Here is an 18,848-nt window from a genome sequence, read left to right on the forward strand (position 1 = left end):
GTTCCCGTTGCCCGGCAAACACCGGCTGTACAGGGAAACGCAGTCGGCCGAACCCGTCCCGGTCGGGTCGGACCGGTCTCCGAACTCGCCGGACGGAGTCAGTTCCGAGACGAGTCCCTTCGGGGAGGACAGTCGAAAGGGAGAACCGAGGCGAAAGGTGGGACGAGGAGACGGATGCGGGCGTGGTCGCTCGGTTCCCGCGGGAAACCGAGCGCGCGACGGGCCGGAGCGACGCGCAATGCCGGGGAGACGTGAAAAGCGCCTGTGCCGGCGATCGTACCAATGGCGCGCCGAAATAAAAAGTCAGCGGTCGGCGAGGGTGTGGGATCGGCGTCGACTACAGCCGTCGGTCTCGAAGCGCGGGGAACTCCTCGCGGACCGTCGCGACCGTCTCCGGTTCGATTTCGGTCGTGACCAGCGCCGGCCCGTCCCCGCTCGAGGCCAGCGACACGCCCCAGGGGTCGTAGACGCTCGAGCGACCCAACAGCGTGGCATCGTCGAACGTCCCGGCCCCGTTGATCGTCGCCACGTAGGCCTGGTTCTCGATCGCGCGGGCTCGCGAGAGCGTCGTCCAGTGTTCGACGCGCGGATAGGGCCACGCGCTGGGGACGAGCACCAACTCGACGCCGTCGTCGACCAGTCGCCGGTAGAGTTCGGGGAACCGCAGGTCGTAACAGGTCGTCACCCCGACGGTGACGTCGCCGATCGTCGCCGTGTCGATCCGTTCGCCGGGAACGAGCAGCTCCGATTCCGCGGATTCGTAGCCGAAGAGGTGGTGTTTGCGATAGATCAGTTGCAGGTCACCGTTGGCATCGAACAGCGCGGACGTGTTCGCGAGCCCCTCGTCGGCGGGGGTATCGACGCGCTCGGTCGCCGACAGATCCTCGACGATGCTGCCCGCGAGAACCGCGATCCCGTGATCGGCCGCCGCCTCCCGGAGCCGGCCGAACGTGTCGCCCCCGAACGGCTCCGCGTTGCGCGCGTAGAGATCGAACGCGAAGTAGCCCACGGTGAACAGTTCCGGCAAGGCGACCAGGTCCGCGCCGCGATCGGCGGCTCGCGACACCGCCTCGAGCGCCCGGTCGACGTTCGCCTCGACCTCGCCGGCCTCGATGTGGAGCTGTGCGAGCGCCAGCGTCAGTGCGTCCCCGCTATCGGCACCAGCGGCGTCCGTATCGAACGTCATGGCCCAACAGTCGCCGCCCCACCACCGTTACTGTGTCGTCTGCAGGTCCCGCTCGAGCGCGCGCTGGAGGTTCCGAAGCTCGGCGTCGAGATTCCGCTTGAAGAACTTCTCGACGCCCGGCAGTTTGCCGTCGACGACGAAGTGATTCTCGAGGCAAGCGCCGTCCTCGGTGTCGACGATGTCGTGTTCCCCGGTCACGTCCATCACTTTGGATTTGCCGACGAATTTCACGTACTCGGGCGGTCTGCGCGTGACGTCTTTCGTGTTGACGGTCACGGTTTTCCGCACGAGCGGGATGGGCAGTTCCACCTGCCAGGTTACTCGTCGGCCGTCGGAATCGTCGACGGTGTACTCCTGAACGACGCTGATCGCCCGCGCGCGGTTCGCCGGATCGGCGATGAACTCCCAGACCCGCTCGGGCGACGCCGCCACGTCGAACGACCGGTCGACCCGTACAGTCATGCCCCTACGTGTGCGGTTGTCGGATAAAAAGACCGTGGACCGCGTGCGAGCGCCGTTCGAATCGAACGGCGCTGTCGGGTCCCGGTCGGAACGAAGCCGGACCGGTCGTCGTCCGCCGACACCGGTCAACTGATCGTCACTTTCCAGGTCGTCGACCGCGCCCGACCCCATTTCTCGATGTCGACTTCGTCTGCCTTCTCCGCGAGGTGGGGAAGGCGGACGCCGACCTGTTTCGACGAGAGTCCGATTGCGTTCGCGATGTTCTTCGCCCGGAAGTACTGCTCGCCACGGGCGGCGCTCTCGCGGAGGTACGAGATGATTCGCTGCTCTTCGTCGGAGTAATCGGTCATCGTCCGTACGTCTCTGTAGGTGGTCGCTGGTCTTAACTCTTAACGGGCGGTACGGCCCCGGTCGAACGCGGCTTACTACCCGATCAACGGATCGATCGTCACCGCTGCCGGTTCAGTGCCAGTAGAGGTGGATGCCGACGACCGCCAGCGAGCTAAAGAGGACGGCCGCGGCGAAGCCCCACGCCGCCGTCACGTCCGGTGCACCGGCGTACATCAACAGTGCGCCGATCACCGCGAGTGCCCCCAGTGCAAGCGCCAGTCCAACGCCCTTGTCCGTCGCCTCGGTTTCCGTAGCCATGCTCGAGCGTTGTGTATGGGGTCTCTTAACTTCACTCATTACTGAGCGAACGACCGCCGATCGGCGGACGACTGCTCGGCCGACCGGCGCGGTCGATCGGTTGCGGACGGGGAATCGATCCACCCCATCACGCGGTCATTTGATCGTGGTGTGTACGGACTCCTCGTTGAGCGCGAGGTTGGCCGCAATTTCGGCGTTTCGCATCGCGTACTGGGCGGTCTGTTGGAGGCTGACCAGTACCTCTCGGATCCGCAGCAGGTCCTCGTTGTCCATCTCCGGCAGCCCCGTGAGGATCTCCTGCTCGAGGTCGGAGATATCGTGGAACAGCGCCCGGACCTCGTTTGACTTGTCGTAGTCGCGTTCGACGGCCGCTTCGACGGCGCGGGACGTGATCTCGTCGACCAGTTCGTTCAACTCTCGGATCTCTCGCATGACCGAACTGTCGACGTTTAGGGTGTGCCCTTCGGTCTCGATGACGATGTCGGCGATGTCCTCGCCGTTGTCGGCGGTGAGTTCGAGGTTCTTCGCGATCGAGCGGTAGCCGATCAGCGGGAAGCCGGTGTTCAGGCCGACCGCTCGCGCGAGGTTGGGGTTCTGGTAGGCAGTGAAGATCAGGCGCAGCAACAGGACGAAGATCTTGTTCGCCTGTCGCTCCCGGTTCAGGGCGCGCTGGGCGAGATCGGGGTTGCCGTGGGCCAAGGCCTTGATCCCCTCGCCGCGCATCGTCTGGCCGGTCCGCTCGAGGCGCTCGAGGAGGTTATCGAGCGTGAAGTCCTCGGGGTCGACCGAGCAGCGAATCGAGATGCTCTCGGGGGTTTCCTCGATGACGCCGAGCCCCATCAGCTGCGTTTCGGCCTGATAGACCGCGTTGATGTGGTCGGACTCGAGGGCCCCGTCCTCGCGTTCGATACGGATGATGCGCCGGCCGAGGACGTACTGGGCGACGATCGCACGCTCGACGGCGTCGGCGTCGAGTTCGTCGGTGTGAATGATCGCTTCCGTTTCCTCCGAGTTGGCGGACTCGGGCATCACGGTCAACGTCCCTTTGCCGCTGGTTCGAAGCGAGACTTCGTCCCCTTTCTCGACGCCGTGTTCGGACGCCCACTCCGCCGGGAGCGTCATCGCGAGCGTCGACGGACCGAGTCGTTGCACTTTCCGCGTTTCCATGTCAGACCGTAGGATCGACTCGACCTTAATCCTGACTATACACTCATTATAAGGGGACGAATCGTTATACGGTTGAGTAGATTCGCCGATTCGCACACCACCTTATATAATTTCGAACGAGGTATCCGTGCCGTCGTCGCGGCGGGGTGGATTAAACGACCGTGACGAGTCGAGTCGTAAACCGGCCGGTCCGCACTCGGAGCCAGCCACGGAGTTCGTCGTCGACTGCTTCGTCGTCGGTGTCGACGCGCAATGACTCGATGTCGTCGAGTTTCTCGCCCGCGGCGACGACCGCGATGTCGTCGGCTCGTCGGATCACCGTCGGGGAGATCTGGTGATTGCCGCGACCGAACACGAACCCCTGTCCCCCGATCGGCGAGACGACGATCGTGACCGGGTCCGCGAGAGCGTCGAGAATGTCCGATTCCGCGGCGTCACGGGCGAGTAGCTCCCCGTCGGACGCCGAAGCGGCCGTCTCGCCGTCGTCTCCCGCCGTGTTCGCTGCTCGCCAGACGTCGACGCCCAGCGGGGAGGGGTCGATCCCCAGTTCCGTCTCGATCGCGCCGACGGTACTTCCGGGGCCGAAGACGTAGGTCCGTCCCGGTTCGACCTCCCGAGCGAACCCCGCGGCCAGCGAGTCGACGCTCCCGCTCGAGACCTGCTTGCCCGATTGGACGGCCGGAGCGACGGGGACGGGGACGACCGCTTTCAGTTCCGTTCGAACTTCTCCCTCGCGGTACGCGTCCTCGTCGATGTCGTTGACTTCGCGGGGCTCGACGCGGTCGAACTCGGCGGCGATCCGCCCGGCGTCGGCCGGCGTCACGCCGAAGACGGACGAATAGATCTTGACGCCGGCCGGCACGCCGAGCATCGGCGTCTCGCCGGTCTCGTCACCTTCCGCATCGAGCACCTCGGCGACGTCGACGGCGGTGCCGTCGCCGCCGACGAAGAAGACGAGGTCGACGTCGTGCTCGAGGAGCGCTCGAACGGCCGCGCGGGTATCGGCCGCCGTCGTCTCCGCGGTCGCGGGATCGCTGGCGATCGCGGCCCCGTCCGATACGGTTTCGCGGTCGCTTTCGGACGGATCGTAGACGACGGTGGGTTCGTAGCCGGCGTCTCTCGCCGCGCGTTCGCCCATCACGCCCGCGGCCGTGTAGACGGTGAGCGAGGGCGCACGCCGGTGGACCGATCGCAACGCCTCCCGTGCACGGGCCGGCGCTCGCGGCTCGGCACCGCGGCGACGCGCCTCCGCGACGTTTCCGTCGGTTCCCTTCAGCCCGACCCGACCCCCCATCCCCGCGATCGGGTTGACGACGACGCCGATGGACTCCATGGTGGAACGTGGGGACGCCAATGGGAAAGCCGTATCGCAGCCCGGCCGTCGGGTCCACGTCTCGGGAATCGGCCCCGCCCGCGGCGTGAACCTGCTCGAAGGCTCGGTGCGGTTTCTGAAATGTTAAGAGGGATGCGAACCGATCGCAGACCATGTCCGCACTGATCGACGCCGCCGTTCTCGCGACGGAAACGGAACCGGAACTGCCGATGCAACTCGTCGGCTGGGGTGCGCTCGCCCTGGGCCTGCTCGTGACGGTCGCCTGGCTGGTCTCGTTCTACCGCTAACTCCGATCGCGGCGTTATGGCGAGTCGACCCGCTCGCGGAGCCACGCGGCCGCCTCCGCGACGGTCGCCTCGTCGGTTCCCTTGAGTTCGATCCGGACCGATTCGCCCGGATAACTTCCGACGGAGACGTCGAACCGCTCGCGGAGGTCGGCAATCCGGTCGAGCAGCGCGCTTTCGGGTTCGTCCGCGACGACCGCGTCTCGGTACGTCTGCGTTCCGGTGAACTCCTCGACGATCGATTCGAACATCGCCTGCATCTCCGCGGGAACGCCGGGAAGGACGTAGACACCCTCGAGAGCCGCGCCGGGAGCGACGCCCGCCTCGTTGTGCAACGCTCGCGCCCCCGCCGGGAGGTCCGCCGTTCCCGCCGCGAGGTCGTCGCGGGTGTACCCGTCCTCCTCGAGCCAGGCGAGGGCGACCGCGTGTTCCTCGACCGAGCGGCCGAGCGCGGCTGCGACGCCCGCCATGGTAACGTCGTCGTGGGTCGGGCCGAGCCCGCCGGTGACGATGACGGCGTCGTACTCGGCGCGGTACTCGTTGACGACCCGGGCGATATCGCTGACTCGATCCGGAACTGTGGTCACTCGCTCGACGGTGACGCCGCGATCGTCGAGCCGTTCACAGAGCCACGTGGCGTTCGTGTTCGTCGTTCGTCCGGCGAGCAGTTCGTCCCCGACCGTTACGACCGCGACGTTCATATCGCCCCGTTCGAGCCCGGTCCTCAAATGGGTCTCGCCCTTCGGTCGCGACGCCGGCGGCGTCGCGATCGTGCACTCGATCGAAGATGTTTTGCTCATAGAGACGTATAGTTCACATCGGCTGTCATATTCCCGAGTACTCATAGCAACCATAAGATTCAATCCTGATAATTGGTAAGGGGGAGAGTATGTCTCGGAGTCGGACGGAATACGACGAGGTGGATTCGACCGTCGTCCTCTCTGCGTTAGGGAGCAAATATAGCGCAGAGATCCTCTGTGCGGCGGGAACACCGAAATCCGCGCAGGCACTGAGCGAAGACATCGAGATCCCGATCGCGACCTGCTATCGCCGGATCGAAGAACTCGTCGACGCCGGGCTGTTGACCTGCGAGGGACGACAACTCTCCGAAGAAGGTCGACGAACCAACATATATCGACGGACGTTGGACGAAATCGAAATCGACTTCTCCGACGATGTTCCCGCGTTCTCGCGGAAACACCGCACCGAGGCCAAAAACAGGCTGCAGGATCAACTCGAGGACTGAACGGACCTCTTTCCGATTGCGCTCGCCTGACGCGTGCACAACGAAGGGGAAGCACTGGTCGATCGGCGTCCCGTTTTTCGACGACTCGGATCCGATACGTCGTCGGATTGTTATCACGGCGCATCGCAGTCCACCGTGCGACGGTCGTCGCGGTCGCCTCCTGTCGTCACCGGTCGGTTTTCGACTTTGCTCGATACCACCGGGTCCGCTCCGTCGCCATCGGCGTTCGGCCATCCTTAAGTATTCTCGAGAGAATACAAAGGTATGACCGAACCAGTCACGGACCGCGATGCGGCGACGGACGACGCAGTCGTTGGGACCCCTCGCGTTCTCCACGTCGGTCGCGACCGGCCGATCCGGATCAGCGCCGGGCACCGAATCCGACACCACGACGGCAAGTGTTCGCGGCCCCACGGCCACAACTACGAGATCGCCGTCACGGTTGCGGGCCACCTGTCCGACGAGGGCTGGGTGGCGGACAAAGGTGATATTACCGACGTGATATCCGAGTGGGACCATATGTTCCTACTCGAGGCCGGCGATCCCCTCGTCGAGGCCTTCGAGGCGGCCGGCGACGCCGACGGCGTCGTCGTCCTCGAGCAGCCGCCGACGGCCGAGGTGATGAGCGTGCTGCTGGAACGGAAACTCGAGGCGGCCCTGCCCGAGACGGTCACCGAGGTCGCCGTCCGGGTGAACGAGACGAGCGAACTCTGCGGCGGCAGCGAGGTCTGAGATGCCGGTTTCCGATTCCGCCGACCGAACGTCCGACATCGGGACGGACGCCGCCGAAACCGCGGACGAAACGGCCGAGGGTCTGCCGATCAACGAACTGTTCTACTCCCTCCAGGGGGAGGGCACCCTCGCCGGCGTTCCGTCGGTGTTCGTCCGCACGAGCGGCTGTAACCTCCGTTGTTGGTTCTGTGACTCCTATCACACCTCCTGGGAGCCGACCCACGCCCGGATGACCCTCGCGGAGATCCTCGCCGAGATCGAGTCCCACGACGCCGACCACGTGGTCCTCACCGGCGGCGAGCCGCTGCTCCACGAGGCGAGCACGACGCTGCTCGAGGCCCTCGACGAGCGCGGCTATCACACGACCGTCGAGACCAACGGGACGATCTACCGGGACGCGCCGATCGACCTCGCGTCCGTGAGCCCGAAACTCGAGAGCAGTACACCGACGCCCGACCGCGATCCCACCGGCGACGGCGAGTGGGAAGCACGCCACGAAGCCGACCGGATCGATATGGATGCCCTCGCCCGACTCGTCGAGAGCTACGACGTCCAGTTGAAGTTCGTCGTGACCGACGCTGAGGACATGCCGGAGATCCGTGAACTGCTCGCGGACCTCCGAGCGGTCGCCGACGTTCCGGTCAGCGACGACGACGTGCTCCTGATGCCCGAAGGGGCGACCCGGGACCGCCTCGCTGAGACCCGTGCTCGCGTCGCGGACCTCGCGATGGAGTACGGCTTCCGCTACACGCCGCGACTGCACGTCGACCTCTGGAACGACGCACCCGAGACGTAATCACGACACCGTTCACCACAACTCGAGATCACTATGACCGACGCAACCACTGACGCGCCGACCGACGCATCGACTGCCAACCGCGCCGTCGTCCTCCTGTCGGGGGGGATGGACAGCGCCACCGCCGCCGCTGAGGCCCGCGACCGTGGCTACGAACTCTATTGTCTGCACACCTCCTACGGCCAGCGCACCGAAGACCGCGAACTCGAGTGCGCTCGCCGGCTCGCCGCGGCGTTCGACGCGGCGGACTTCCTGCGGATCGAGACGGGGCATCTCTCGGCGATCGGTGCCTCGAGTCTCACGGACGACGAGATGCCCGTGGCCGACGCCGATATGGAGAGCGACGAGATCCCCTCGTCGTACGTCCCCTTCCGGAACGCGAACCTGCTCGCGATGGCCGTCTCCTACGCCGAAGCCAACGACTGTGACGCGGTGTTCATCGGCGCACACAGCGAGGATTTCTCCGGGTATCCCGACTGCCGGCCCGCGTTCTTCGAGGCCTTCGAGGAGGTCGTCGACGTCGGAACGAAACCCGAGTCCGAGATCTCGATCGAGGCCCCGTTCGTGGAGTGGTCGAAGACCGATATCGCCGAACGAGGGATGGAACTCGACGTGCCCTACGAACACACCTGGAGTTGCTACCGCGAGAACGAACCAGCCTGTGGCACCTGCGACGCCTGTGCCTATCGGCTACAGGCGTTCCAGAACATCGGGGTTCGCGATCCGATCGAGTACGCCGAGCGACCGTCGTACGTCGACGACGCGTAGCGGCCCGCGCCTTTCGAGGGCGATTCGATCCGATCGGGAAGCGAGACCGACGCCGACCGGGAGCGGCGATCGCCGATGGCGGTCACCGCTACCACGCCGCCCGCGATCGAGACCTGCGGCCGGTCACTCCAGTCGGTCGCTCGCCGCCTCGAACTCCGCGCGGGTATTTATGTTCTCGAAGGATTCGAGCGGTGCGTACTCGCGGAGTTCGTCCTCGTCGAGGACGACGTAGTCGAGGGTCAGCAGGGGTTCGGTGATTTTGCGCTCCCCGCGCTCGAGGGCGCGCTCGCAGGCGTGGATCATCGGCGCGGCTCGATAGACGGCCTGAGTAGTCTGGAGCCATCTGTCGTCGAGCCGCGGCACTGCGGCCTCGCGGCCGGCGGCCCGCTCGAAGAGGGAAGTGACGAGCGCCGGCTCGACGAAGGGCATGTCGCAGGCGACGACGACGGCGTACTCTCCGGTCGTCGCCCGGAGGCCAGTCATGATGCCCGCCATCGGTCCGCGGTCCGGCACCGGATCGATCGCGAACGTCGCGTCGGGGCCACCCGCGAGCGCGTCCTCGATCGCCGGGACCTGCTCCTCGCGGCAGTTGACGACGATTCCGTCGACGACCGACTCGAGTCGGTCGACGACCCGGCGGATCATCGGCGTGCCGGCGAGGTCGGCGACCGCCTTGTCCGCCTCGCCGAAGCGGGTCGAGTGACCGCCGGCGAGGACGACGCCCGTCCGTTCGTCGCGGCCGGTTTCGCGGGACATGGTCGACCGTTTGTTCACCGGTGGCAAAAGGGTGCGGACGCGCTCGCCGGCGGGTCCGTCAGTCGCTCCCACGATGTCGCTCCCGCTCGAGCGTCGTCACGGCGACGCCCGCGAGCACGACGAGGCCGCCGCCGACCGTGATCGCGTCGGGGACCTCCGCGAGCAAGACGAACGCGAGCAGGGTCGCGCCCACCGGCTCACCCAACCAAGCCACGCTGACGACGACCGACTCGAGGTGGGCGAGGACCCAGTTGCTCACCGTGTGGCCGAGGACGCCGGGGCCGACGGCCAGGCCGAGAAAGAGCAGCCACTCGCGAGCGGGGTAGCCGACGTAGGGGTGGCCCTGCGCGCCGACCAAGAGGAACAGGGCGATCACACAAGCACCGTAGACGACGGTCACGTAGGGAAACACCGGAACCCGTTGACGGATCGAGCGACCGGCGAGCGTGTAGCCGGCGACGGTCACCGCGCCCAAGAGGGCGAGGGCGTTGCCGTACGCCGTCGCGCCGGTGAGGGCTCCGCGGCCGGCGTCGCCTAGCGACATCGCCGCGGCCCCGGCGATCGCGACGACGATCCCGACTCCCGTCGCGCGGCTGATGCGTTCGTCCAAAAGGAGGGCGGCACCGAGCGCGACGAAGACCGGCTGAACCTGCACGATCGTGACGCTCGCGGCGACGCTCGTGTGATTGAGGCTCTCGAACCAGGTCGCGAAGTGGATCGCCAACGCGACGCCGGCCACGACGGCCCCCGCGAGGTCGCGTCGCGAGAGTCGCGCGAAGGCCGTGCGGTGACGGGTGACGGCGATCGGTGCGACCAGCACCGTGGTAAAGAGCACCCGGTAGAAGGCCGCGACGGAACTCGGGGCCGCACTCCAGCGCACCAGAATTGCGCTCGTACTCGCGGCGAACACCGCGACGGCGAGTGCGACCGCCGGCGTTGCCTCGAGATCTCGGTTCACGTCCGTGTCGACTCGCTCGAGGGGTCAAACGGGTTCCGAAACGGACTGCCGGATCGCTACTCGTCCGGCAGTCGGGTGCCGCGGTAGATCGACGCGAGTTCGAGGTCGACCGCGTCCAGTCCGACGATGATGTCCGCATCCGGATCGAGGTCCTCGGCTTCCCACCCCTCGAGGAACGCGACGGCGTCCTCGCGGTCCGCGTAGGGACGCGGATCGATCCCCATCGGGTCATCGGCGGCCTGCTTGTCGGTGATAAGGACGAAATGGGCGTCGGTCGCATCGATCAGATCACCGGTCTCGTAATCGGTCGTCCAGGCACCGGCGATCGGCGAGTCCGGTGTCGACGAGACGAGATAAGCGAACAGACAGCCCGGCGATTCGACGGTCGCCGCCAGCCCGTTCTCGTGGACGAGTTGCCCGTTCCCGAAGTACTGGGTCAGTCCCATGCCACAGACCGCGCAGTTGTGCTCGTCCGTGATTTCGACGGGACCCTCAGCCACGCCCTCGAGCGTTGGTTCGTACACCTGTGCCGGCGAGTCATCGGCGTCGGCCCCGCCGCTGTCTGGTTGGGTACCCCCGAGACAGCCTGCGATGCCCGCTGCCGCGCCCGCGCCGAGCACGCCCAGTAGTCCCCGCCGGTCCAGCCCCTCGTATTCAGCCATGCACGACTCTACCGACCGGATCGTCAAAACGAGCGTGGTACACCTCTCGAATCCGAACGGCGCGGCGCGGGGTCACGACCGACCTCGCTCGCTTATAGGCTGAACAGGCGCAATACCACGCCGTTCATGGCGTGGATACGAGCCGTCACTTGTCGTAACAACTCACCGTTCAAACGCCACCCCCGAGTTTCCCATGGTGATGGGGCACCGTCTAGTTAGCGCAGTTTGAGGAATGAGCAGGTCGTAGAGTTAGTTTGGAACAATGCTCGCAGACCTGCTCAGCGGGAGCTACGCGGCGGAATTTGATGAATGTTGGGAGCGTGAGCGGACGGCGACGCCCGTTAGGGCGTTCGCCGTCCGGCTCCACGCGACCGGTTGTTCGCTTCGAGAGACACAAGCAATTCTTTGTTCACTCGGCGTTGAACGGTCTCACCAAGCAATCTGGCACTGGGTACATCGGCTGGCTGACAGCGTGCCAGACCCGCCGACGGCGCAGCCGTCGCGGGTCGCGGTTGACGAAACTGCTGTCAGGATTAACGGCAACCGATCTTGGCTATATGCTGCAATAGACCTCGACACGAAACTCATTCTCGATGTCGCGCTCTTTGGGCGGCGAGGCACCGATCCAGCTGCTGCGTTTCTGCATGGACTCACCGAGAAACACAATCTCTCCGAGGCTGAGTTTCTCGTTGATGGCTACGGCTATCTGACTGCCCTCTCCCGGTTAGGATTGAGCGGTCACCTCGATTACGTCGATCGAAACCACATCGAAAAGTGGTTTCACACACTCAAAATGCGGATCGACCGCTTCCACAACTCGTGGGTGGGCAGTCGGGCAAGCGTCAGAGAATGTCTTGGGCAGTTTGTACACTACTATAACACGCAGCGACCGCACCAGTCACTCAACAAACAATCGCCAGCGGAGGTGCTAAACTAGACAGTGACGTGATGGTTAAGTGGCAGGCGACCGACTGTAGAGTCGGAATCGGTCGGAACGGATCGGATTCCGAACCGTCCTTCGGAGGCGGCCTGTCCGCCCACGAAACGAGGCAGTATCCGGAACGGCAGCCGGTGAACGCACATTCCAGAAGAGTGTGTCTGTGCTGACTGTTCAAAGCGAGCACCACGATACCCCCGACTCTGCTGACACCTGCCGGCATCCCGCTGGCAAAAACAACACCGGGACGCCACACACGGTCGAGGAGAGGGGTAACGGCGGTTTGGCACCGCCAGCAGTCCACCAGTTCGATGTGTGGGACTACCCGTGCCCGAAAGGACTGGGAGTCCGGTGACTGGACTGCGAACCTGAAACTCCTACCGCTCGGGATTCCTCCGCGTTTACGCGGAGGAGGATGTCAATCTAACTGTGCTTTCGCCAACCGATGGCGCGCCCGGAACATGGCCTCGAAACCGAGCCACGAGAGCGGTGCGATCGCGTCACCGAGTCCGCCCAACGGGAGGTCGTACTCCACGTGATCCCGGAGTATCGTCCGGTCACCGTCCGCGAAGAAGGAATGGGTGTGTTCCCAGTGGTCGAACGGCCCGTGGACCATCTCGTCGCGAAAGTACGCCGAGCCGTTCTCGCGCTCCCGGGCCGTGATCACCGAGGTCCAGTGCTGGCGCGGTCCCACTCCGAACGGCCGCATCGACAGCGCGATCTCCGAACCCGACTCGAGCACGGTCGGGTCCGGGTCCCCGTCCGGACCGATCACGCGCTCGACGCGCAGGTGCATCCAGTCCGGAGTCACCGCCTCGAGACCGGAAATACGCGAATTGAACGCCCAGACCTCCTCGAGCGGCGAGTCGACGGTCGTTTCGCGATCGTACGTCTGCATGAACCGGCCGGGTCTACGACGGCCAGCGTGAAAACGTGATTCCCAACGACGGGCGACGGTGGGGCGACGGTCGAGCGGGTTACTTCAGTCGCTCCTGCAGGAACGACGGATGGGCCGCGGTGACGCCGTCGATCTCGAGCAACTCCTCGGAGATGGTTTCGCCGAGCGAGTCCCCGTCTTCGGCGCGCACTTCGGCCATCAGCATGTGGTCGCCGCTGGAACTGTACAGCGCTTCGACTTCCTCGAGGTCCTTGATCGCCTGCGTCGCCTCGACGTAGCGTTCGCTCGCGACGTCGAGCCCGACCAGTGCGATGGTCTTGCTCGAGAGTTTCTTCGGGTCGATGTCGGCCGAATAGCCGACGATGACGCCCTCCTCCTCGAGTTGGTTGATGTATTTGCGCACGGTCGGTTTCGAGACGTTCGCCCGCTCGGCGATCTCGGCGTAGGACGCCTGGGCGTCCTCCTCGAGAACTTCGAGGATGCGATCTTCCGTCGCCTGGGTACTCATGCGTATACGTTTTGCTCCGGCGGAAAAATATCTTTTGAATACGAAAACGACGGATATCCGAACCGAAGACAGTACGAGAACGGACGTGGAGCCGATCGTTCGGATCGGTAATCGGCGGACTTATTCGCCCGGTGGGCCCAGGACCGATACGGAATGGTCGATCCGAATCTCGTCAGTGGCGTGGTCTGGGTCCTCTGTGGGCTCGCAATTCTGGGTCTCGGCTCGCTGATCGCCTTTCGCGGCCGGGTCGACCTGCACGCGAACTACGACGAGTCGGTCGATCCGGCACACGTGTCCCGGTGGGCCGGCGGGACGGCCCTGCTCATGGGGATGCTCGTCGTGGCCTACGGCGTGCGCGAGATCAGGTACGGCTTTCAGCCCCGTTTGCTCGCCGGACTGGTCGTCGCCTTGCTCGTCCTCAGCTACCTCTCGAAACTGTTCGCCGGCGGGTTCGGCGCTGGCGACTAGCTGATCGGCGTGTCCTCTCCGAGGAGTCAGCGGCGACGGTCGCGATCCGCCGGACGAGACGCGGAACGGACCGACGAGTTAATGACGATAGACAAGTGAACTAAATAACATGTTCGACAGCGATAGTGACTTCACTACTACCCTCCCCGCCGTGGCGCTGGTACTCGTTTTCGTACTCGGTGGGTGTCTTGCACTCCCGAGTGACGACCCCGCGCCGTCGGATCTCGAGCGGGAGATCACCGCGGCTGACCCCCCAGACGAAATCACTGCGACGGTCGACGTCCGCCGGACGGTCGACGGCGAGACATCGCAGTACACGGAAGACGTCTGGCTTCGTGCCGATGGTGCGAGTCGGATCGAAACCACCGCCGGCGGGACCGAAACAGTCATCGTCGACGATGGCGACCGTCGCTGGCACTACGACGCCGCCCACGACTGGGCGACGCGCCTCGAGACCGATCCCGCGGCCATGTCGTATCTCGAGGGGGTGTATGCACAGCAAGCGCGGTACCTCGAGCGCTACGAGATCACGGCAGTCGAGGAAACGTCGCTCGACGGCCGGGACTCCTATCACGTCACGTTCGATACCCCCGCAAACGAGACGATCGAGCGGTCGATCAACGTCCTGATCGACGACACCGAGTACGTCGTGCCGTTGGCGACCAGCGAGCGCGCCCCGGTCAAACGCGCCGCCGATCACGTCGAGGTCTGGTACGACCAGGAGACGATGTTCCCCGTCAAACACGCCGTCGAGGGCGACGGGGTGACACTCGAGCGGACCTATCGAAACCTCTCGATCGAGCCCGGGATCGACGACGACCGCTTCACGTTCGACCCGGCGACCGACGGAAACGGGACTGCAGTCCGAGACGTTGTACTGCCGTCGATCGACTCGTACGACAGTCTCGAGGCGGCCAATCGGAGCGTCCCGTTTGCGGTTGTCGATCTGCCGACCGACGCGGTACCCGAGACGATCGAACGCGATGAGATCATCAGATACGAGTTCCCCGACGAAAACCGAACGCAGGTGTCCGTCCGGTATCGGATGCCCAACGACGAGTCGATCTCGGTGTCGACGAGCGACGGGCCGCGGCGACTGGCGGTCGGCGGTGATGCGGTCACGCTCGGAACCGTGACGGGGACGATCGCCGAGACCGACGAGGCAACCGAACTGCAGTGGGCCTGTGGTGATCGATACTACTCGGTGGTAGTGAGCCACGCCTTCGAGGATGGGACCGCGCTTCGGATCGGCAAGGCGCTTTCGACCGACTGTTGACCCGTCCCGTATCCGATCCAATACGTCTTTTGCGGACACGTCTCTCGAGCTGATTCGACTGAGTCCGGCGCTGGCGCTCCGCGGAATCGATCGACTGTGGCTCGATCTCGTTTTGGGCCGGTCGCACCCGTTCCCGGGACTGTGTTGCTTGCAAAAGACGAACCGCGGGACAGCCGGCGGCTGGTCTACGTGTGGCGCTCGAGCAGGTCGTAGCTGCGTTCCCACTCGGCGTCCTCGTCGAAGTAGCGCTCGGCAAGCGGCTGGTCCGGAAGCTCGCCGACGGCGGCTTTCTCTTCCTGGTAGGACGGCCGGTCCTCGTCGACGTAGTAGCGACCGGTCAGGACGGTTCCCTCGTTGAGGACGTCCTCGGTCTCGTGCATCATCTCGGCGGCCTCCTGTCGGTCGGTGACGTCGAAGTCGTAGTCGTCGGACTCCTGGACATCGATGTACGGGACGTACTGGCGCGCGTCCTTGTTCCAGGTCGGACACTGGGTCAGGAAGTCGACGTGCGCGAAGCCGTCGTGTTCGATGGCTTCGGCGATGATTTCTTTGGCCTGGTTCGGGTTGACCGCGGCGGTGCGGGCGATGTAGCTCGCACCGGAGGTCAGCGACTGCGACAGCGGCCGGATCGGCGTCTTCGCGCTGCCGGAGGGCTGGGTCTTGGACTTGTGACCCTTCGGGCTCGTCGGCGAGGTCTGGCCCTTCGTCAGGCCGAAGATCTCGTTGTTGAACACGATGTAGGTCATGTCGTGGTTCTCCCGAGCCGTGTGAACGAAGTGGTTGCCGCCGATGCCGTACCCGTCGCCGTCACCGCCCGCGGCGATGACTTCGAGGTCGGTGTTGGCGAGTTTGGCGGCGCGGGCGACGGGCAGCGACCGCCCGTGGATCGTGTGGAACCCGTAGGTGTCCAGATAGCTGTTCAGCTTACCCGAACAGCCTATCCCGGTGACGGTCAGTACCTCTTCGGGGGTCTTGCCGACTTCCGGCAGGGCCTGTTTCAGGGACTTCAGGACGCCGAAGTCGCCACAGCCGGGACACCACGTTGGCTGCGGTTCGACGCCGGGGGTAAACTCGTCCCGGTCGATCTCGCGGTCCTCTCCGATGGCGTTGAATGCGCTCATAGCTTAGTCACCTGCTGCGGGTTCGATTCGTACCTGTGCGGTCGGTTCGCGGTCCTCGTCGGCGAGGTTGACTTCGTAGCCCTCGACGATTTCGGCGGGCTCGAAGGGGTTGCCGTTGTACTTCAGCAGGCTCGTGAGCTTCTCGCCGAATCGCCCCAGCTCCTTCTGGAGCAGGCCGCGGAACTGCGCCGTGGCGTTCATCTCGACGACCAGCGCCTCGTCGACGCTCTCGAGGAACTCGGTCACTTCCGCCTCGGGGAACGGCATCATGTCGGAGACGCTGAGACCCTTCACCGAGTGGCCGTTCTCGTTGAGTCGGGACACGGCTTCCTCGACGGCACCCTGACTCGAGCCCCAGGTGATGATCCCGTACTCGGCCGTCTCGTCGCCGAAGTAGGTCTGGGTGGACTCGCGCTCCTCGTCGAGTTCCTCGCGGATGGACTCGAGTTTCTCGAGGCGGCGGTCCATCTGGGCGACGCGGTTGTCGGGGTCCTCGCTGATGTGGCCGACGGGGCTGTGTTCGTTCCCCGTCGCGAGGTAGCGCCCGCCCTTCTGTCCGGGAATCGAGCGCGGCGCGACGCCGTTCTCGGCGTCCGCGTAGTTGAACCGCTTGAACTTCCCGGAGTTGTCGTGGGCGGCCTCGCGGAGTTCGTCCTCGGTCAGCGTCGACCCCAGATCCGGCGAGACGTCGCGGTCGAAGAACTCGACGTCGACGTTGGTGTTCTCGCCGGAGAGCTTCTGATCGTAGATGATGATCGCCGGGATCTGGTAGTCCCAGGCGATGTCGAAGGCCAGTCGCGTCTGTTCGTAGGCCTCCTCGATGTTGCCGGGCGCGAAGACGACCCGCTGGGAGTCGCCCTGGCTCGTGTAGAGCACGTGCTCTAAGTCGGCCTGTTCGGGCTTCGTCGGCATCCCCGTCGAGGGGCCGGCCCGCATCGCCTCGATCAGGACGACCGGCGTTTCGGTCATCTCGGCGAGTCCGAGCGGCTCGCTCATCAGCGCGAAGCCGCCGCCGGAGGACCCGGACATGGCCTTGACGCCGGCGTGGCTCGCGCCGACCGCGAGCGCGGCTGCAGCGATCTCGTCTTCGACCTGTTCGGAGATGCCACCCATGTCAGGGAAGTTCTGGCTGAGGATAGTGAACACGTCAGTCCACGGCGTCATCGGGTAGCCGGAGATGAACCGGCAGCCGGCGTCGATCGCACCGTAGGCGATCGCGTTCGAGCCCGACAGCAGGGCCTGCTCGGTGTCGTGAGTGCCTTCGGGGGCACGCAGGTCGTGTTCGAACTCGTACTCCTCCCGGGTCGTCTCGTAGGCCTCGTGGAGGATCTCGAGGTTGGACTCGAGAACGTCCCCGCCCATGGCGTCGGACATCAGGTCCTCGATGTGCTCGAGATCCATATCGAGCAGCGCCGCGGTCACGCCGACGCCGGCGGTGTTGCGCATGACTTCCCGGCCGTGTTCCCGCGCGAGTCCGCGCAGATCCATCGGGAAGACGTGCCAGTCGTTCTCCTCGGCACGGGCCTCGAGGTCGATTTCCTCGACGTCCTCGTCGCTGATGAGACCCTCGTCGTAGACGATGATCCCGCCCTCGCGGAGGTCGTCTAAGTTCTCCGAGAGGGGTTTGATCTCTTCGTTCCCGTAGTAGGCTTCTTCCTGCGGATTGCGAGCGAACGAGTCGCCCAGCGAGAGCAGGAAGTTGTAGCCGTCACCACGTGACTGTACCTCGCGGTCCGCGGCCCGAATCTCGACGTACGTGTGGCCACCGCGGATCCGCGACGGATAGTGGCGGTGTGTGAATACGTCGAGTCCCGAGCGCATCAGCGCCTTGGCGAAATTCTGGCTCGTCGAGTCGATCCCGTCGCCGGAACCCCCCGCGATTCGCCAGATAAGTTCGTCGCTGCTCATAGGTGGATCAGTGGCCAGTGGCCAACCGTACTCGGAATTTGCTCCACATAACCTAAAGACTTTGCTATAGATTACCAAGGAACTTTCGTGAAGAATGGACATCCTTTGAAGAATATGTATGATCTATCATTACTATATCTGCCAGACCCGTTCATAATTGACCACATTCGATCGCAGGACGATGTCGCCGGTTCCGGTCGACTTCTGCGTCGTGCTATCGCTGTCCTCCCCGCCTGCCGTCTCGGACCGTCCCGTGTCCATCGCAGTAGCAACGGCTCATTCGTCCACCTTCTTCCTCGCAGTCTACTGCGTTCCGTCGCACACCGGAAACCAACCGTTCGAGAACCGACTCCGAGAACCCATCCCGTCGCCACCCGTGACTCGAGGCGATCACGGAGTCGTCTCCGCGCCGTAACGCGTCAACAGTCGAAACGGCAGCGGGGAGGGGTGGAAGCCTTCGATATGGTCACGGCCGGACTCGATGCCGGCGGCCGCTCGATCGGCCTCGGCCGTGGCTTGCGGTCCAGCGCATCGGTCCGGATCGGTCGACCCCACGACGCGGCCGCTCGAGCGAGCGCGGCGAGATGCACCCTCGGGGGAATCCCTCGCCGGCCCCGCCGCCGTCCTCGAGCGACCCGACACGGAGCGCTCTCCCAGTCGGGTTCGACTCGAGAACGCACCTCGGACGCGTCGCTCTCCGTTTCGAGCGAACGGACTGTCGGGCGAGACGTTTA

22 protein-coding genes are annotated in these 18,848 nt (G+C 65.0%); 8 read left to right on the forward strand and 14 right to left on the reverse strand.

Annotated elements, in window-relative coordinates; translation table 11 throughout:
- Positions 1-337: 337 nt before the first annotated feature.
- From ALTAJ2_RS04870 to ALTAJ2_RS04895, 6 genes are all read right to left on the reverse strand, one after another.
- The gene (locus tag ALTAJ2_RS04870) at positions 338-1,186 is read right to left on the reverse strand and encodes a carbon-nitrogen family hydrolase (RefSeq protein WP_007108122.1); all 849 of its coding nucleotides are present in this window, start codon (positions 1,184-1,186) and stop codon (positions 338-340) included.
- A 27-nt stretch (positions 1,187-1,213) separates the two neighbouring features.
- Positions 1,214-1,648 carry an SRPBCC family protein gene (locus ALTAJ2_RS04875; RefSeq protein ID WP_007108123.1) on the reverse strand — a complete coding sequence of 145 codons (435 nt, stop codon included), beginning with the start codon at positions 1,646-1,648 and terminating at the stop codon, positions 1,214-1,216.
- Between the two features lie 125 nt (positions 1,649-1,773).
- Entirely contained in the window at positions 1,774-1,998 is a 225-nt protein-coding gene (locus ALTAJ2_RS04880; protein ID WP_006185333.1) for a DUF7123 family protein, read from the reverse strand.
- Positions 1,999-2,110: 112 nt separating this feature from the next.
- The gene (locus ALTAJ2_RS04885; RefSeq protein ID WP_006185332.1) at positions 2,111-2,296 is read right to left on the reverse strand and encodes a DUF7525 family protein; all 186 of its coding nucleotides are present in this window, start codon (positions 2,294-2,296) and stop codon (positions 2,111-2,113) included.
- 135 nt (positions 2,297-2,431) lie between these two features.
- Positions 2,432-3,463: a phosphate signaling complex PhoU family protein gene (locus tag ALTAJ2_RS04890; RefSeq protein ID WP_007108124.1), complete on the reverse strand. Its 1,032-nt coding sequence runs from the start codon at positions 3,461-3,463 to the stop codon at positions 2,432-2,434.
- A gap of 151 nt (positions 3,464-3,614) precedes the next feature.
- Complete coding sequence (locus tag ALTAJ2_RS04895; protein WP_007108125.1) at positions 3,615-4,796, reverse strand: ATP-NAD kinase family protein; 1,182 nt, start codon at positions 4,794-4,796, stop codon at positions 3,615-3,617.
- Positions 4,797-4,948: 152 nt separating this feature from the next.
- Here ALTAJ2_RS04895 and ALTAJ2_RS20245 point away from each other — a divergent pair, with 152 nt between their 5' ends.
- Complete coding sequence (locus tag ALTAJ2_RS20245; RefSeq protein ID WP_007108126.1) at positions 4,949-5,083, forward strand: hypothetical protein; 135 nt, start codon at positions 4,949-4,951, stop codon at positions 5,081-5,083.
- Between the two features lie 14 nt (positions 5,084-5,097).
- Here the strand turns inward: ALTAJ2_RS20245 and ALTAJ2_RS04900 are convergent, their stop codons facing one another.
- The gene (locus tag ALTAJ2_RS04900) at positions 5,098-5,781 is read right to left on the reverse strand and encodes a competence/damage-inducible protein A (RefSeq protein WP_007108127.1); all 684 of its coding nucleotides are present in this window, start codon (positions 5,779-5,781) and stop codon (positions 5,098-5,100) included.
- 188 nt (positions 5,782-5,969) lie between these two features.
- Here ALTAJ2_RS04900 and ALTAJ2_RS04905 point away from each other — a divergent pair, with 188 nt between their 5' ends.
- From ALTAJ2_RS04905 to queC, 4 genes are all read left to right on the forward strand, one after another.
- Entirely contained in the window at positions 5,970-6,326 is a 357-nt protein-coding gene (locus ALTAJ2_RS04905) for a winged helix-turn-helix domain-containing protein (RefSeq protein ID WP_007108128.1), read from the forward strand.
- A gap of 264 nt (positions 6,327-6,590) precedes the next feature.
- Positions 6,591-7,058 (forward strand): 6-pyruvoyl trahydropterin synthase family protein, encoded by a 468-nt coding sequence (locus ALTAJ2_RS04910; protein ID WP_007108129.1) that lies wholly within the window; start codon positions 6,591-6,593, stop codon positions 7,056-7,058.
- Between the two features lies 1 nt (position 7,059).
- Positions 7,060-7,854, forward strand: a complete 795-nt coding sequence (locus ALTAJ2_RS04915; protein WP_007108130.1) for a 7-carboxy-7-deazaguanine synthase QueE — start codon at positions 7,060-7,062, stop codon at positions 7,852-7,854.
- A gap of 33 nt (positions 7,855-7,887) precedes the next feature.
- A complete protein-coding gene (gene queC, locus ALTAJ2_RS04920; protein ID WP_007108131.1) occupies positions 7,888-8,622 on the forward strand; it encodes a 7-cyano-7-deazaguanine synthase QueC in 735 nt (244 codons plus the stop codon).
- Positions 8,623-8,745: 123 nt separating this feature from the next.
- Here the strand turns inward: queC and mobA are convergent, their stop codons facing one another.
- Genes mobA through ALTAJ2_RS04935 form a run of 3 tightly spaced genes read right to left on the reverse strand, consistent with a single transcriptional unit; the run spans position 8,746 to position 10,998 of the window.
- Positions 8,746-9,378 (reverse strand): molybdenum cofactor guanylyltransferase, encoded by a 633-nt coding sequence (mobA, locus tag ALTAJ2_RS04925; RefSeq protein ID WP_007108132.1) that lies wholly within the window; start codon positions 9,376-9,378, stop codon positions 8,746-8,748.
- A 58-nt stretch (positions 9,379-9,436) separates the two neighbouring features.
- Positions 9,437-10,336 (reverse strand): DMT family transporter, encoded by a 900-nt coding sequence (locus ALTAJ2_RS04930; RefSeq protein ID WP_007108133.1) that lies wholly within the window; start codon positions 10,334-10,336, stop codon positions 9,437-9,439.
- Positions 10,337-10,392: 56 nt separating this feature from the next.
- Positions 10,393-10,998: a nitrous oxide reductase accessory protein NosL gene (locus ALTAJ2_RS04935; protein ID WP_007108134.1), complete on the reverse strand. Its 606-nt coding sequence runs from the start codon at positions 10,996-10,998 to the stop codon at positions 10,393-10,395.
- Between the two features lie 262 nt (positions 10,999-11,260).
- Between ALTAJ2_RS04935 and ALTAJ2_RS04940 the strand changes: the two genes are divergently transcribed.
- Entirely contained in the window at positions 11,261-11,935 is a 675-nt protein-coding gene (locus tag ALTAJ2_RS04940) for an IS6 family transposase (RefSeq protein WP_050031431.1), read from the forward strand.
- A gap of 418 nt (positions 11,936-12,353) precedes the next feature.
- On the opposite strand, the gene ALTAJ2_RS04945 is transcribed toward ALTAJ2_RS04940, so the two are convergent.
- Entirely contained in the window at positions 12,354-12,833 is a 480-nt protein-coding gene (locus ALTAJ2_RS04945) for an SRPBCC family protein (RefSeq protein ID WP_050031432.1), read from the reverse strand.
- Positions 12,834-12,912: 79 nt separating this feature from the next.
- On the reverse strand, positions 12,913-13,341 hold the full coding sequence (lrpA1, locus tag ALTAJ2_RS04950; protein ID WP_007108136.1) for an HTH-type transcriptional regulator LrpA1: 429 nt from the start codon (positions 13,339-13,341) through the stop codon (positions 12,913-12,915).
- Between the two features lie 153 nt (positions 13,342-13,494).
- Between lrpA1 and ALTAJ2_RS04955 the strand changes: the two genes are divergently transcribed.
- Together ALTAJ2_RS04955 and ALTAJ2_RS04960 are read left to right on the forward strand one after the other, a co-directional pair.
- Positions 13,495-13,809 (forward strand): hypothetical protein, encoded by a 315-nt coding sequence (locus ALTAJ2_RS04955; RefSeq protein ID WP_007108137.1) that lies wholly within the window; start codon positions 13,495-13,497, stop codon positions 13,807-13,809.
- Between the two features lie 109 nt (positions 13,810-13,918).
- Positions 13,919-15,085: a LolA family protein gene (locus ALTAJ2_RS04960; RefSeq protein ID WP_007108138.1), complete on the forward strand. Its 1,167-nt coding sequence runs from the start codon at positions 13,919-13,921 to the stop codon at positions 15,083-15,085.
- Positions 15,086-15,270: 185 nt separating this feature from the next.
- Here ALTAJ2_RS04960 and ALTAJ2_RS04965 read toward each other — a convergent pair whose 3' ends face one another.
- Positions 15,271-16,206, reverse strand: a complete 936-nt coding sequence (locus tag ALTAJ2_RS04965; protein ID WP_007108139.1) for a thiamine pyrophosphate-dependent enzyme — start codon at positions 16,204-16,206, stop codon at positions 15,271-15,273.
- Between the two features lie 3 nt (positions 16,207-16,209).
- On the reverse strand, positions 16,210-18,114 hold the full coding sequence (locus tag ALTAJ2_RS04970; RefSeq protein WP_007108140.1) for a 2-oxoacid:acceptor oxidoreductase subunit alpha: 1,905 nt from the start codon (positions 18,112-18,114) through the stop codon (positions 16,210-16,212).
- Positions 18,115-18,848: the final 734 nt, after the last annotated feature.

This window comes from Natrinema altunense (assembly GCF_000731985.1).
Classification (GTDB): Archaea; Halobacteriota; Halobacteria; order Halobacteriales; family Natrialbaceae; genus Natrinema; species Natrinema altunense.